We start from the raw sequence: 14101 nt of genomic DNA on the forward strand, positions 1-14101 counted from the left end.
ATTTCCGCCCTGTTTGCGATCAGCCCGACGAAAACCCTGGTCAGCGGCGTGCTTTCGATGATGTGCTCGAGCAAGCACCAACCGATCTCGACAGCAAAGGTGATCCCATGACGGTCGCACCCGCAACACCGACCACCGCCTCGGTGAGCAAGCTCGGCGCCCGTATCGGCGCGCGAATCGACAACGTCCGGCTCGGCGGCGATCTGGATTCGGCGACCGTCGAGGTGATCCATCGCGCGCTGCTCGAGCACAAGGTCGTCTTCTTCCGTGGGCAGGATCACCTCACCGAGGACGGGCAATACGAATTCGCCCAGCTGCTCGGCGCGCCGACCACCCCGCACCCGACGGTCACCTCGCACGGCGTGAAGAGCCTGGCGATCGATTCCGAGCACGGCCGCGCCAACAGCTGGCACACCGACGTCACCTTCGTCGACCGCATCCCGAAGGCGTCCATCCTGCGAGCGGTTCACCTGCCGTCCTACGGCGGCGCCACGACCTGGGCTTCCACCGTCGCGGCCTACGAGTCGCTGCCGGAGCCGCTCAAGCGGCTGGCCGAATCCCTGCGGGCCGTGCACACCAACGTCTACGACTACGCCCGCGTCGAGGAGACGCCGCGCCCCAATACGGCCGCTTACCGCGCCGAGTTCGAGTCCACCTACTACGAGACCGAGCACCCGGTGGTGCGCGTGCACCCGGAGACGGGCGAGCGGGCGTTGCTGCTCGGCCACTTCGTCAAGCACTTCGTCGGGCTGTCCAGCGCCGAGTCGCATGCGCTGTTCCGGCTTTTCCAGGACCGGGTGACCCGCCTGGAGAACACGGCCCGCTGGAATTGGGCACCCGGCGACGTCGCCATCTGGGACAACCGCGCCACCCAGCACTACGCCATCGACGACTACGACGACCAGCCCCGCAAGCTGACCCGCATCACGCTGGCCGGCGACGTCCCGGTCGGTGTCGACGGCGCGACGAGCACGACCATCGCGGGCAATGCCGAGCATTACTCGATCATCGAGGACACCCAGCTGCTCGCATCCTGAGCCGAGGACCCCGCATGGTTGCCGGCCCTCCGGCTGTTGAGGGGCCATGCGGTGTCTTCAGCCGGAGGTGAGGTCAGCTCCGCTGTCGCGCCGGAACCGACGAGCCGAATCGGCCCGTCGTGCACCTGAAGCGCCGCGCGGCGACGGGAAGCACCCGCGGTCACCGGCTGGCTTCCGACGCGCTGGTCCGACCGCCGAGAGCGTCCGTTTCGATCAAGACCAGTCCGTCGGACGTCGTCTCGACCAGATGGCGATCACCCGGACGACCGAGACTGCCCGCAACTCCTCGGGCGCGAGTCTTACGAGCGCCGTTCGCGGACCGTCTCGTCTTCGAGTGACCGAAGCGCATGCCCCGCAGGCGCGCGTCTCGGTCGCTCGAACGCGAGACTCCCAGGGGTCACGACCACGCAGCGCCGCAGGCGCTGCAATCGAACCCAGCGCCGCACATCAAGCACAGTGCTCGCGCAAGTACGCAAGATCCTCCGCGAGGCCGTCTCCCGGGGTTTCCAGGACCACCGGCGCGCCCGCCGTCCGGCACACTTCGGCGAGCAGTTGCGGGTCGATGGTGCCGTCGGCGAAGTTGGCGTGACGGTCGGCGCCGGAGTTGAACTCGTCGCGGGAGGAGTTCAGGTGCACCAGGTCGATGCGCCCGGTGATGCCCTTGATCCGGTCCACGACGCCGACGAGTTCTTCGCCGCCCGCCCAGGCGTGGCAGGTGTCCAGGCAGAAACCAGCGCCGTACTCGCCGACCGCGTCCCACAGCCGGGCGATGGCGTCGAAGTGCCTGGCCATGGCGTGATTGCCGCCCGCGGTGTTCTCGATCAGAATCGGCACCGCGAATCCGCCCTTGTCCTGCTGCCGCTCGAACAATTTGCGCCAGTTATCGATTCCGGTCTCCAGCTCGGCGTCGGATCGCACGTGCCCACCGTGCACCACCAGGCCGAACGCACCGAGGTCGGCGGCCGCCCGCGCTTGCTGGGCCACCGCGTTGCGCGAGGGCATGCGCAGCCGGTTGTTCAGGCTCGCGACGTTGATCTGATAAGAGGAGTGCACCACGACATCGATCGGGCTGGCGAGGATCTCCTCGGTCCGCGGGTGCGGGGTGGGTTTGTCCCAGCTCTGCGGATCGACCACGAACATCTGGATGACGTCGGCGCCGAGTTTCTCCCCGAAGCCGATCGGGTCACTGTCGAGCCGGACGTGTGCTCCAATGCGCATGCGGGCCACAGTACTGGCAGCTACCGACGACAATCGAGGTCGCGCCGCCACTGTTGCATCTCGATGCTTCGCCGAGATACATGGATAGTGTCCGCGCGCTCGACTCGACAAGGGGGTGTAAACGGTGTTGCAGACCGGCGATGTGTGCGCGGGCTACCTCATCGAACGCGTCCTCGGCCGAGGCGGGATGGATACCGTGTTCCCGGCCACGCGCCGCCCCGTGCACCCCGGCCTGACCGAGTTGCCGAACTTGCCCAGGCGTCCGGGATCCGGGCAGCGACCACACCAGCAACCTCCGGACCCCCGGCCACCGCCGGGCGGTCCGGGTCCCGTCGATCGCCCGCGCGCCACCGCGCTCGACGAGCGATAAGGCGAGGCGCGACTACTGCTATGGTTTCGATGTTTTCCGTGGTCGGACCCTGCTCCGGCCACGCATTCTTTTGCTGTACGCCTGTTCGCCGGTGGGTCCCGGCGGGCGGCGGGAAGTGGAGCAGTCATGCTGGCCAGCGGTGACGTTTTCGCCGGCTATGTCATCGAGCGGCAACTCGGCCGCGGTGGCATGGGCTCGGTCTATTTGGCGAAACATCCGCGGCTGCCGCGGATGACCGCGCTGAAGCTGCTGAATCGGGAAATGTTCTTCGACAAGGAGGTGCGGGCGCGGTTCGAACGGGAGGCGGATCTGGTCGCCCAGCTCGATCACCCGAACATCGTCACGGTCTACGACCGCGGGCTAGAGGACGAGCAGCTGTGGATCTCGATGCAGTACGTCGACGGCATCGACGCCGCCTCCGTGGAACCGAAGTCGCTGCCGCCCGAACGCGCGGTGCAGATCATCAAGGAGACCGCCGACGCGCTGGACTACGCGCACGGCAACGGGGTGCTGCACCGGGACGTGAAACCCGCCAACATCCTGCTGGCCCGCTCCACGGCCGGTCGCGGTGAGCGGGTGTACCTCACCGACTTCGGCATCGCGCGGCTGCGCGACGACACCGGTCATCTCACCCAGACCGGCACGTTCACGGCGACGCTGGCCTACGCTTCGCCCGAACAGCTCACCGGCGCCTCGCTCGACCACCGCTCCGACCAGTACTCGCTGGCCTGTTCACTGTTCTGGTTGTTCACCGGCACCGGACCGTTTTCCGCGACCAACCCCGCCGCGGTCATCCAGGGGCATCTGCAGGGCGCGCCGCCCGCGCTGAGCAGCGTCCGCCCCGGACTGCCTTTCGCGCTGGACAGCGTTCTGGCCAGGGCGATGGCCAAGCGGCCCGACGACCGATACGGCAGCTGCGCGGAATTCGCGGCGGCCGCCAAGCAGGCGCTGACCGGTTCGAGCGTGCCGTCGATGCCGGTGGTGGGCGGCCCCCGCCCGGTCACCGGTCCACCGCACCCGACCGCCGGGCCACGCCCGACGACCGGGCCACAGGTCCCGGCCACCGGCTCGCCGTATCCGGTGGCGCAGGGTCACTATGTCAGCGGACCCGGCCACCAGGCGCACACCCCGCAGACCAGCGGCCCGAACCCGCTCGCCGCCTCGGCGTCGCCCGCGACTCCGCCGCCCGCTCCGGTGGCGAACTCACGACCGCAGACCGGCCCCGCGCCGCAGCCGACGGCCGCCAATCCTTACCCGCAGCAGCAGTTCTCCGGCTTCGCCGCCCCGCCCGCGCCGCCGCACGGCGCGCACGCCCATCCTTCGGCCGCGCCGCCGCCCAAGAAGAACACCGGGCTGATCGTCGGCCTGGCGGTCGGTGTGGTCGTGCTGATCCTGGTGGTGCTCGGCATCATCGGCGCGGTCTCCGATTCGGGCTCGAACAACGGCGGCACCACAACCACGTCGGCGGTGAAGCCGAACCTCGTCGACGCGACGCCGGAGTCGATCAGCGCCGAGTTCCCGCGGATGGTGCCCGCCTCCAAGACCGAGGAGATCGGCTACAACGGCGCCGAGTGCTGGCTGGCCTCGCCCAGCTCGCCGCCCTCGCCGTCCAAGGGCGACCCGGACTTCGGCGACTGGGCCGCGCAGTGGCGCTGCTTCAAGGGCGGCAACAACGAGGACCCGTACTACCGCATCTACGTCTACAAGACCCCCGCCGACGTCCAGGCGGTGTTGAAGACCCTGCCCTCGTCGGCCACCAAGTCCACGGACACCAACGGCGGGAAGACCTACACCAATTACAAGTACGTCGACGAGGGCGCCAAGTTGGTGACCGCGTTCACCGGCGACCCGGACCGGACCCAGTATCTGATGTACACCGACGGCTTCGCCCACACCACCATCGACGAGGCGCTGCGCTGGTGGCGCTCGGCGCCGCTGAACTGACCGATGCTGCACACCGGCGAGGTCTTCGCGGGATACACCATCGAACGCCTGCTCGGCCGCGGCGGGATGGGATCGGTGTACCTGGCCCGGCATCCGCGGCTGCCCCGGTTGACAGCGATGAAGCTGTTGAACGCGGAGCTGTTCGACGAGAAGGAGATCCGCGCCCGCTTCGAGCGGGAGGCGGACCTCGTCGCGCGGCTGGACCACCCGAACATCGTCACGGTGTTCGACCGGGGCGTCGAGGGCGACCGGCTGTGGATCTGCATGCGCTATATCGACGGCACCGACGCCGCCGCGCTGGACGCGTGGACGTTGCCGCCGCAGCGCGCGGTGCAGATCATCGCCGAGACAGCCAAGGCGCTGGACTTCGCGCACAGCCGCGGCGTGCTGCACCGTGATGTGAAACCGGCGAACATCCTGCTGGAGCGCGTCGACGGCGAGCAGGAGCGCGTCTACCTCTCCGACTTCGGCATCGCCCGATTCCGGGACGACACCGGCGGTCTCACCCAGACCGGGACCTTCACCGCCACCTTGGCCTACGCCGCGCCGGAGCAGCTGTCCGGTGCGCCGCTTGATCACCGCGCCGACCAGTACGCGCTGGCCTGCACGCTGTTCCGCTTGCTGACCGGCACGGTGCCGTTCGACGCCACCAATCCGGTCGCGGTGATCCAGGGCCATCTCAGCGCTCCACCGCCCCTGGTCAGCAGGCTGCGGCCCGGGTTGCCGGTGGCATTGGACGGCGTGCTGGCCAAGGCGATGGCCAAGCACGCGGCCGATCGTTTCGACTCGTGCGGTGAGTTCGCCGCCGCCGCATGGCGGGCGCTCACCGCCCCGGCGTGGTCGCCACCACCAGCGCCGAATACGCCGCCCCCAACCGGCGCGGCGATCCCACAGCGTCCGGCGCGCGCCTACCTCGGCGCGAAGCGACGTTCCCGATGGCATGCCTCGGTGGGCGGCTGGATCGGCTTGCTGTCGGTCGTCGCCCTGCTCGGTCTCGTCGTCGCGGTGGCCCTCAGCGACAACGGTTCTCCCGGTTCCGCCGCCCCGACGACGTCCGCACGCCCGCAGAACGCCACCTCCGCCGGGCCCTCGGTCACCGGGCGGCCCACCACGACCGCCTCCGCCCCCACGGACGGTGCCACGATCGGCGCCCGCGCGGCGGAGCTGAGCGCCGCGTTCCCGGACATGCTGCCGGAGACCTCGGCGCAGCGCTTGGTGCACTCCGGAACCGGGTACAACAAGGCGGGCTGTTTCGCGCACGCACCGGACTCCGCGACGACGCGCGACCACGACGATCCGGATTTCGGCCCCTGGCTGGTGATGTGGAGCTGCTTCGGCGGCCCGAACAAGGCGTCCTTCGACTTCTACCTCTACGATTCGCCCGCCGACGCGCAGGCGGCGCTCGCCGCGCTACCGGCCAACGACCGCGCCACCGCCACCAACGACAGCGGGCGCAGTTACACCAACTACACGCTGCACGACAGTCGCAACCTGCGCCCGCGCATGGTCACCGCCTTCTCGTCGGATCCCGGCCGCGCGACCATGTTGATGTACAGCGCCGGATTCATCGCCACCGATGCCGAATTGATGGCTTGGTGGAAATCAGCGCCGTTGAATTGAGTCCGCGGTGATCAACGGGTGGCCCGCGCCGCCGAGTCCGGCGCCGGTGTTCGCCTGGTTCGCCGCCGCGTCGCGCACCGTCCCGGCGGGCTACTCGAAGACGTAGTGGGCGAACTCGTGCGTCGGGTGGAAGCCGATCGTCCGATAGATCCGGTTGGCCGTGGTGTTGACGATGTCGGCGAACAGGCAGACCTCGAGGCTCTGGTCGCGCAGCAGCTTCGCGACGTGCGCGGTCACCGCGGAGGCGTAACCGTGCCCGCGCGCCTCCGGCGGGGTGTAGACCGGTCCGATCCGCGACCAGCCCTGGATCGGGATCTGATGCGCGGCAAGGCTGACCGGTTCCCCGTCGCGTTCCCACAGCCACCAGCGGCCCGCCTGCACCCGGCGGCGGATCGCGGCTTCGTCCAGTCCGGACGCCATGCCGGACTCTTCGCGCATGGCCGCCAGCCAGTCCAGGCACAGCGCGACGTCGGAGTCCCGGGCCGGGCGCGGCGCTCCGGCCACCTCCGGGATCCGCAGCGCGCCCAGCCGGTGCAGCCGGGTGACGTACGACTGGTGAAAACTCTTCCCCAGCAGTGCGCACCAGTGTCCGGCGAAAGCGGTCGCGTCCTCGACGACGCCTTCGACGCCCGCGCTGGCGGGGACGACGTCGGCAAGCGCGCGAGCCACCGCGGGGATGCCGTCGGGCGGTAACGCGCCGAGATACACGTCGCGACCGGCCACCCGCATGGCGGCGCCGACCACCGCGGCGTCCGCACCGTGGACCGACAGGAACCGCGAGGCCTCGGCCGGGGCGTCCATGCCCGTGAGGTGGTTGGCGACGCTCGTGGTGAGCACGGTGTGCCGCAGCGGATCGCGGAGCAGGAACGACCCCGCGACCGAGCGGAACTCGGCGGCGTCGGTGGTGATCTCGATCCTCATGAAAATCACGGTAGGCGCCTGAAGTGTTGCGCGCCTTCGTTTCTCGCGGCCGATGCCGGTCCGGTCACCGGGCGACCGGCCGGTTTCGGGTCAGTCGGGTTCGCCGCCACCCGCGCGGAGTTTGAGCAGGACCAGCCCCGCGGTGCAGGCGAGAATGAGTCCGGCGACCGTGATCTCGACGTGCAGGCCGGCGATGCCGAGCACCGCCCCGACGAGTCCGCCGATGAAGAACAGCCAGGCGAGCGTCCGCGACACGATCGTGAACACGCCCTGCTGGTTCGACGCGGGATGCTGCGCCGTTGCCGACACCTCATCTTCCGCGGCGCGGGATGAACCACGCCGCGACGCTGTCGAGTAAGCTCCCATCATCTACTCCTCGATGACGCCGGTCAGAGAACCACTATCACGTTCTCACACAACGTGTCTCTCATCCTTAAACCGGCGTCTCACGCGTAACTTTGCTCACACACGCTACGACCCCGGGACGCCGGAAGATAGCGACACGTGCCCACGACACGCCGAAGAGACCAATTCGATATCTGAAGCAGAACTGTTTTATATGCGCCGCCCGGCGTATCCCCAGCGACCACTCGCCTCGCCGGACCGACCGGCCTCGAGTAAGGTGAGTCCACTCGATACACACGAGGAGCGTCACCGTTGGAAAGCAGCAGGGCCAAGATCGCCGGTCCGGCGATCGCCGCGGGAGCGGTTTCCATCGGACTCGTCCTGATCGGCGCCTGCGGCGTCGGCAAACAGGACACCTACGTGCCGCCGCCGCCGCTGAAGGCGGGCGAATACGCCGAACCCGTGGTCCACGAGAGCACTACCGGATCGACCACCCCCAGGGTCGTCATCCCACCGTCGCCCAGCTGGCGGATCGCACCGGCCGACCAGCGGCACCCGACCCCGTTCGCGGGCTTCATGAGCAGCACCACCGCCGAGCCGTCCCCGCGAAACCCGCACGAGAACACCTCGCAGGCCGCGCCACCCGAGGACCCCAGGCCGCCCACCGCGCGAACGCCCACCGGCGAATCGACGGACGAGGTGCCCACGCAACTGCGGACCTCCCCGGAGGGCGCGGACGAGTGAGACGCGGTGGTGCGCAAGCACGCACCACCGCGGCACTCCTTACAGCTCGGGCAGCTCGTAGTCGCCGACCCGGTCGCTGAGCACCCGCAGATGCTCGAGTCCGCTGCCGAGGGTGTGCTCGATCGCGGTCAGCCTGGCCACGTAGTGGCTCACCGGGTACTCCGCGGTGACGCCGATGCCGCCGTGCATCTGGATCGCCTCCTGTCCGATGTGCCGGGCCGCGCGACCGACCTGCAACCGGGCGCGCGAGGCTATCACCGGATCGTCGGCCCCGTCCGCCAGCGACGCCGTGGCGTACAGGCTCATGCTGCGCGCCAGCTCCAGCGAGACGTACATCTCGGCCGCCCGCTGCGTGAGCGTCTGGAACTTCGACAGCGTGACGCCGAACTGCTTGCGCTGCTTGAGGTAGTCGGCGGTCAGCCGCAACGCCTCTTCCATCGCGCCGACCGACTCCGCGCACAGGCTCGCCTGCGCGTGCGTGAGCACGGACGCGATCGCCTCGGCCGCGTCCGCCGCGCCGAGCCGCTCGGCGGGCGCGTCGGTCAGTTCCAGCTGCGCGCCGCGCTGACCGTCCACCGTGCGGTAGGACTTGCGGACCACGCCCGTCGCGTCGGACGCGACCAGGAACAGCCCCACACCGCCATCCGGCAGCGTGGCGCTCACCACGAGCTCGTCGGCGCTATCCCCGTGCGGAACGGGGTTCTTCACGCCGGTCAGCGTGTACGAATCACCCTGCGCCCCGGCGGTGGTCGCCAGGTCGTTCGACGGCCAGCGCACCCCCGGCTCGGCGTGGGCGAACGCGAGCAGCTTGGCGCCCGAGGCGACCTCGGGCAAGATCCGCTGCCGCTGTTCGGCACTGCCCGCCGCGGCGATCAGCCCGCCGGGCACCAGCACCGCGTCCAGGATCGGTTCCGGAGCGAGTCTGCGGCCCACCTCCTCGAGCACGACCATCGTCTCCACGGGACCGGCGCCGACGCCACCGTCCTCCTCGGTGAAACTCAGGCCGAGCACGCCCAGTTCGGCGAGCTGGCGCCACACGTCGCGGCTCCAGCCGAGTTCGGAGTCGACGACCTTGAGCCGCGATTCCGCGTCGTAGGTGCGGGCGAGTAGGTCACGGACCGTGTCGCGGAGCATGACCTGTTCATCGGTGAGATCGAAATCCATAATGTCGCCTCACAATCCGAGGATCGTGGAGGCGATGATGGTGCGCTGCACCTCGCTGGAGCCTCCGTAAATGGTTGTCTTGCGGTAGTTCAGGTAGGAAGGGCCGCTGCGCTGCGCCCAGCCGGGCGAGGCGATGTCGTCCGCACCCACCGGGATGGCGTCCGGTCCCGCGATGTCCAGCAGCAGCTCGGTGGCTGCCTGCTGGAGTTCCGAACCGCGCAGCTTCAGCACCGACGACGCCGGATTCGGCTTGCCGTCCGACGAGTTGGACACCACCCGCAGCTGGGTGAGTTCCAGCGCGAGCAGCTCGTTCTCCAGCTCGGCGACCCGCGCCGCGAACACCGGGTCCTCCAGCAGCGTGCCGTTGCCCGACTTGGTCTTCGCCGCGTACTGCTTGGCCACGCCGATCTTGACCTTGGTGCGACCGACGCCGGTGATGCCGGTGCGCTCGTTGCCGAGCAGGAACTTCGCGTAGGTCCAGCCCATGTTCTCCTCACCGACCAGCTGGTCGGCGGGCACCCGGACGTTCTCGAAGAAGACCTCGTTCACCTCGTGCCCGCCGTCGATCAGCTTGATCGGGCGAATGGTGACACCGGGCGAGCGCACGTCGAACAGCAGGAAGGAGATGCCCGCCTGCTTCTTCGGCGCGCTGGGGTCGGTGCGCACCAGGCAGAAGATCCAGTCCGCGTACTGGGCCAGCGTGGTCCAGATCTTCTGGCCGTTGACGATGTAGGAATCGCCGTCGCGGACCGCGGTGGTGCGCAGCGAGGCCAGGTCGGAGCCGGCGTCCGGCTCGGAGAAGCCCTGGCACCACCAGATGTCCAGCGCCGCGGTGGGCGGCAGGAACCGCTCCTTCAGCTCCTGCGAGCCGAAGTGGGCGATCACCGGGCCGACCATCTGGGCATTGAACGTCAGCGGCTCGGGCACCGAGGCCAGCTGCATCTCGTCCTGCCAGAGGTGGCGCTGCATCGGCGTCCAATCCTTGCCGCCCCACTCGACGGGCCAGTTGGGCACCGCGAGGCCGTGGTCGTTGAGGATTTTGTGCGTGGTGACGATGTCGTCGCGGGACAGCTCACGGCCGTCCCGCACGCGCTCGCGGATATCGGCCGGGATCTCGGTCCGATAGAACTTGCGCAGTTCGTCGCGGAAGGCGACGTCGTCGGGTGACAAGGATAGTTTCATACGCATCTCCCTGCGTGTCTCGTACGTCCGAGTCAAACCTACCTCCCGGTAATCCACCATTGTCGACTGGATCACAACGAAGGGACACCCGCGCCGCTCACGACCCCCGTCCCAGGCGCCGCTCCCCGGGACGGCAGCGGCCGCGAGCTGGTACGTTGCTGCAGGTGGGTCGGGGGCCCACAGGGTTCGGTATCGAGGAGAACGAGTGAACGGCAGGACCATCGCACGCGCCGCGGCCGCCGCGGCATCTCTCGCCATCGGCGCGGTTCTCACCTTCGCCGCGCCCGCCACCGCAGGGCCCCAGACGCCGGTGGACTCCGGCCTGGACCATCTCTCCGACATCGCCGGATCCGATCCGTCCGCACAGGAGGGCGTCGGCGCGCTCAGGCGCTACGCCGACTTGATCGGCGCCGCGCGCCTGCGCGAGGTGTCCAGCGTGTTCACCCCGTTCTCCTACGCCGCGCCCACGTTCGGCTGCGGCAGCAACGGGCCGATCACCACGGTCATCGCGGCCGCCACGACCGACGGGACCGGCGCAGGCCGAGACCTGAACGTCGGTCCCGGCGAGCTGCGTTTCAGCGCCACCCCGTCGCACTCCGGCGCTCCCCTGGCGTCCGGGCTGGTCGTCGCCTGGGTGAACGTGAACACCGGCGCCAGCGGCATCGATCCGCTCGACGACGTGACCGAGTACCGCCTGCCGACGCTGTCCAAGACCGTCAAGAGCGGACCGGGCACGGTGCTCGCCTCGATGTGGGGCATCATCGACTACCCCTTCGCCCACTGTGTGATGACACCCACAGTCGGGTTGTTCACCGTCCCTGATGCCCCGGCTCCGCCGCCGGCGCCCGCTCCCGCCCCGGCGTCTCCGGCACAGCCCGCGCCGAGCGGCTCCGGCGGCGAGCCCACCCCGTAGGAGCCGGTTCACCCCTGGACCGACGTTTCCCCAGCCCGGCGCGGAAACGGCGCACCCGCCCTGCCACCTGGATGCGGTCGCATCGAGCCGCGCTGATCGACCCGCATGGCCGCGCAGCCACCTGGCGACATGTCCCGGTTCGACGGAGCATCGTCCTCGGCGCCTCCTACCGCAGGGCGGCGAAGAAGGCGCGGATGTCGGCGACGTGCGCCTGCGGGCGTTCCATCGCGATGAAGTGGTTGCCGGTGTTGCCCTCCGGCCAGTGCACGATGGTGTTGTCGCGTTCGGCGAGCCTGCGCATCAACGCGGATCCGCCGCCGTAGGTGCCGGTCGGCACCAGTTTCTGCCCTTTCGGCCAGGCGAATCCGTTCTCGCCGAGGCCGTTGTACATCGGCCAGGACGAGGAGGCCGCGGTGCCGGTGAACCAGTACAGGCTGACGTTGGTCAGCAGTTGATCGCGGCTGATCACGTCCTCGACCCGGTCGGCGAGCGGGGCGAACTCGGTGAACTTCTGCATCAGCCAGGCGAGCAGGCCCACGGGTGAATCGGTCCAGGCGTGTGCGAAGGTCTGCGGGGCGGCGTGCAGCAGGACGTGGTGGTTCACCCCTCCGGTCATCCATTGCTGCATGCCGTCCCACTCGGCGCGTTCCTCGGGCGTCATGGTGGGCACGTCCGCCGCGGTCGGCATCCCGATCCCGCCGTCGAGGTGCACGCCGATCACTCGGTCCGGCGCAGCGATGGCCAGTTCGGGCGCGACATAGGCGCCGAGATCGCCGCCCTGCGCCCCGAAACGCCGGTAGCCGAGGCGATCCATCAGGGTCAGCCACATCCGGGCCACTTTCGCCGGTGTCATGCCGAGCTCGCGCGGCCCTTCGGAGAAGCCGAAACCCGGGACCGAGGGCACCACGACATGGAAGGCCTGGGCCGGATCGAGTCCGTGCGCGCGCGGATCCGCGAGCGGGCCGATGGTCTCGGCGAACTCGGCGAACGAGTTCGGCCAGCCGTGGGTGAGGATCAGCGGCGTCGCGTCCGGCTCCGGCGAGCGCACGTGCACACAGTGCACGTCGAGCCCGTCGATGCGGGTGAGGAACTGGGGGAACGCGTTGAGCGCCGCTTCCTGTGCGCGCCAGTCGAACCCGGTCCGCCAGTACTCGGCCAGCTCGCGCAGGTAGTCGACCGGCACGCCCCGATCCCAGCCCGCGCCGGGCAGCTGGGCGGCCCAGCGGGTGCGGGCGAGCCGGTCGTGCAAGTCGGCCACCTCGGCCTGGGGAATCTCGATGCGGAAGGGTCGGATGTCGGTCATGTGGTCGGCTCCTCACCGGTCGGTTCTGCGGTACGACGCCGACGCTAAGCGGCATCTAGGACTGAACAAGTCCTAGATTTCCGGCATCCTCGGGACATGAACGACACTCCCGCCCGACTCCTTCGTCTGCTGTCGCTGCTGCAGACGCCGCGCGAATGGCCGGGCAGCGAATTGGCCGAACGCCTCGGCGTCACCGACCGCACGGTGCGCCGCGATATCGATCGGTTGCGCGAGCTCGGCTATCCGGTCACCGCGACGCTCGGCGCGGCGGGCGGTTACCGGCTGGCGGCGGGCGCGGCGATGCCGCCGCTGCTGGTGGAGGACGACGAGGCCGTCGCCATCGCGGTCGGGTTGCGCGCCGCAGCCGGGTCCGCAGTGGCCGGAATCGAGGAGGCTTCGGTCCGGGCGCTGGCCAAAGTGGAGCAGGTGCTGCCCGCGAAATTGCGGCGCAGAGTGCGGATCTTCGCCGCCGCGCTGACTCCGCCCACCGGCGCCGGGCCCGCTGCCGACCCCGAGGTGCTCGCCACGCTCGCGGCCACCGTGGCCAACCGGGAACGGGTGCGATTCGCCTACCGCGACGAGGCAGGCGCCGAGACGAGGCGCAATGCCGAGCCGGTGGGACTCGTGCCCGCCCGGCGGCGCTGGTACCTGGTCGGCTACGACCTCGACCGGGCAGGCTGGCGGGTCTACCGCGTCGACCGGATCGACCGTCCGCAGCCCACCGCCGCTCGCTTCACGCCGCGCCCGCTACCCGCCGCCGATCCCGCCGCGTATGTCACGGGCCGCCGCACCGACTGGGGGACACCGGCGTTCCGGCTCCGCCTGACCATCCACGCTTCCGCCGACCGAGTCGCGGGACGGCTGGGTGACGGTCCGGGCGAGATCGTCCCGATCGACGCGCACACGTGCCGGATCGATACCGTTCGCGACGACGCACCGGAGTGGCTGGCCCACCGGCTGCTCGGGCTGGGAGCCGACTTCGAGGTTCATGAGCCGCCGGAACTCATCGTGCACCTGCGCGCCATCGCCGACCGCGCCGAGCGCGCGATCGTCCCGCAGCGCACATGACTCGAGCGATCCGAGTTGTCACTGTCGCCCGCTGGGAGAGCTACAACCGTGTGAGGCCGGAGCCGACCGGGCAGTCCTGGCATCCGCACACACCGCCAGACGAACTGCCGCGACGGACCCGGCCTTCCGCCGCGGCGAAGGCGTGCGCGCGGCGAGGGCGTGCGCGCGGCGAGGGCCTGCGCGCGGCGAGGGCCTGCGCGCGGCGAGGGCCTGCGCGCGGCGAGGGCCTGCGCGCGGCGAGGGCCTGCGCGCGGCGAGGGCCTGCGCGCGGC

At 69.9% G+C, this 14101-nt stretch carries 12 protein-coding genes; 6 read left to right on the forward strand and 6 right to left on the reverse strand.

All coding sequences use genetic code 11. The features are described 5' to 3' along the window. The first annotated feature begins 107 nt into the window (after positions 1 to 107). Positions 108 to 1037, forward strand: a complete 930-nt coding sequence (locus ACWEKR_RS28715; protein ID WP_195085820.1) for a TauD/TfdA dioxygenase family protein — start codon at positions 108 to 110, stop codon at positions 1035 to 1037. 447 nt (positions 1038 to 1484) lie between these two features. On the opposite strand, the gene ACWEKR_RS28720 is transcribed toward ACWEKR_RS28715, so the two are convergent. Next, a complete protein-coding gene (locus ACWEKR_RS28720) occupies positions 1485 to 2255 on the reverse strand; it encodes a deoxyribonuclease IV (protein ID WP_195085821.1) in 771 nt (256 codons plus the stop codon). 496 nt (positions 2256 to 2751) lie between these two features. Between ACWEKR_RS28720 and ACWEKR_RS28725 the strand changes: the two genes are divergently transcribed. Together ACWEKR_RS28725 and ACWEKR_RS28730 are read left to right on the forward strand one after the other, a co-directional pair. Next, positions 2752 to 4569, forward strand: coding sequence for a protein kinase domain-containing protein (locus ACWEKR_RS28725; protein ID WP_452357094.1), 1818 nt, complete (start codon positions 2752 to 2754; stop codon positions 4567 to 4569). Between the two features lie 3 nt (positions 4570 to 4572). Further along, a complete protein-coding gene (locus ACWEKR_RS28730) occupies positions 4573 to 6189 on the forward strand; it encodes a serine/threonine-protein kinase (RefSeq protein ID WP_452357095.1) in 1617 nt (538 codons plus the stop codon). A 90-nt stretch (positions 6190 to 6279) separates the two neighbouring features. On the opposite strand, the gene ACWEKR_RS28735 is transcribed toward ACWEKR_RS28730, so the two are convergent. Both ACWEKR_RS28735 and ACWEKR_RS28740 read right to left on the reverse strand, forming a co-directional pair. Further along, positions 6280 to 7110 (reverse strand): GNAT family N-acetyltransferase, encoded by an 831-nt coding sequence (locus tag ACWEKR_RS28735; protein ID WP_452357096.1) that lies wholly within the window; start codon positions 7108 to 7110, stop codon positions 6280 to 6282. Positions 7111 to 7200: 90 nt separating this feature from the next. Continuing rightward, entirely contained in the window at positions 7201 to 7419 is a 219-nt protein-coding gene (locus ACWEKR_RS28740) for a hypothetical protein (RefSeq protein ID WP_281877839.1), read from the reverse strand. Between the two features lie 348 nt (positions 7420 to 7767). Between ACWEKR_RS28740 and ACWEKR_RS28745 the strand changes: the two genes are divergently transcribed. Further along, positions 7768 to 8199 carry a hypothetical protein gene (locus ACWEKR_RS28745; RefSeq protein ID WP_452357097.1) on the forward strand — a complete coding sequence of 144 codons (432 nt, stop codon included), beginning with the start codon at positions 7768 to 7770 and terminating at the stop codon, positions 8197 to 8199. A gap of 39 nt (positions 8200 to 8238) precedes the next feature. Here ACWEKR_RS28745 and ACWEKR_RS28750 read toward each other — a convergent pair whose 3' ends face one another. Together ACWEKR_RS28750 and ACWEKR_RS28755 are read right to left on the reverse strand one after the other, a co-directional pair. Continuing rightward, a complete protein-coding gene (locus tag ACWEKR_RS28750; protein WP_452357098.1) occupies positions 8239 to 9363 on the reverse strand; it encodes an acyl-CoA dehydrogenase family protein in 1125 nt (374 codons plus the stop codon). A gap of 9 nt (positions 9364 to 9372) precedes the next feature. Continuing rightward, the gene (locus tag ACWEKR_RS28755; protein WP_452357099.1) at positions 9373 to 10545 is read right to left on the reverse strand and encodes an acyl-CoA dehydrogenase family protein; all 1173 of its coding nucleotides are present in this window, start codon (positions 10543 to 10545) and stop codon (positions 9373 to 9375) included. A 205-nt stretch (positions 10546 to 10750) separates the two neighbouring features. On the opposite strand from ACWEKR_RS28755, the gene ACWEKR_RS28760 reads away from it, so the two are divergent. Next, positions 10751 to 11458 carry a hypothetical protein gene (locus ACWEKR_RS28760; protein WP_452357100.1) on the forward strand — a complete coding sequence of 236 codons (708 nt, stop codon included), beginning with the start codon at positions 10751 to 10753 and terminating at the stop codon, positions 11456 to 11458. A gap of 166 nt (positions 11459 to 11624) precedes the next feature. Here ACWEKR_RS28760 and ACWEKR_RS28765 read toward each other — a convergent pair whose 3' ends face one another. Next, the gene (locus ACWEKR_RS28765) at positions 11625 to 12761 is read right to left on the reverse strand and encodes an epoxide hydrolase family protein (protein ID WP_452357101.1); all 1137 of its coding nucleotides are present in this window, start codon (positions 12759 to 12761) and stop codon (positions 11625 to 11627) included. Positions 12762 to 12857: 96 nt separating this feature from the next. Between ACWEKR_RS28765 and ACWEKR_RS28770 the strand changes: the two genes are divergently transcribed. Further along, positions 12858 to 13829, forward strand: a complete 972-nt coding sequence (locus ACWEKR_RS28770; RefSeq protein WP_452357102.1) for a helix-turn-helix transcriptional regulator — start codon at positions 12858 to 12860, stop codon at positions 13827 to 13829. Positions 13830 to 14101 lie beyond the last annotated feature (272 nt).

It is taken from the genome of Nocardia sp. NPDC004573, assembly GCF_053602135.1.

What these genes read in the sequence shown, in the direction of transcription:
- ACWEKR_RS28720 (WP_195085821.1), bottom strand. Translation starts at nt 2,255, where the DNA reads ATGCGCATTGGAGCACACGTCCGGCTCGACAGTGACCCGATCGGCTTC.
- ACWEKR_RS28755 (WP_452357099.1), bottom strand. Translation starts at nt 10,545, where the DNA reads ATGAAACTATCCTTGTCACCCGACGACGTCGCCTTCCGCGACGAACTG.
- ACWEKR_RS28725 (WP_452357094.1), top strand. Translation starts at nt 2,752, where the DNA reads ATGCTGGCCAGCGGTGACGTTTTCGCCGGCTATGTCATCGAGCGGCAA.
- ACWEKR_RS28715 (WP_195085820.1), top strand. Translation starts at nt 108, where the DNA reads ATGACGGTCGCACCCGCAACACCGACCACCGCCTCGGTGAGCAAGCTC.
- ACWEKR_RS28770 (WP_452357102.1), top strand. Translation starts at nt 12,858, where the DNA reads ATGAACGACACTCCCGCCCGACTCCTTCGTCTGCTGTCGCTGCTGCAG.
- ACWEKR_RS28730 (WP_452357095.1), top strand. Translation starts at nt 4,573, where the DNA reads ATGCTGCACACCGGCGAGGTCTTCGCGGGATACACCATCGAACGCCTG.
- ACWEKR_RS28750 (WP_452357098.1), bottom strand. Translation starts at nt 9,363, where the DNA reads ATGGATTTCGATCTCACCGATGAACAGGTCATGCTCCGCGACACGGTC.
- ACWEKR_RS28765 (WP_452357101.1), bottom strand. Translation starts at nt 12,761, where the DNA reads ATGACCGACATCCGACCCTTCCGCATCGAGATTCCCCAGGCCGAGGTG.
- ACWEKR_RS28735 (WP_452357096.1), bottom strand. Translation starts at nt 7,110, where the DNA reads ATGAGGATCGAGATCACCACCGACGCCGCCGAGTTCCGCTCGGTCGCG.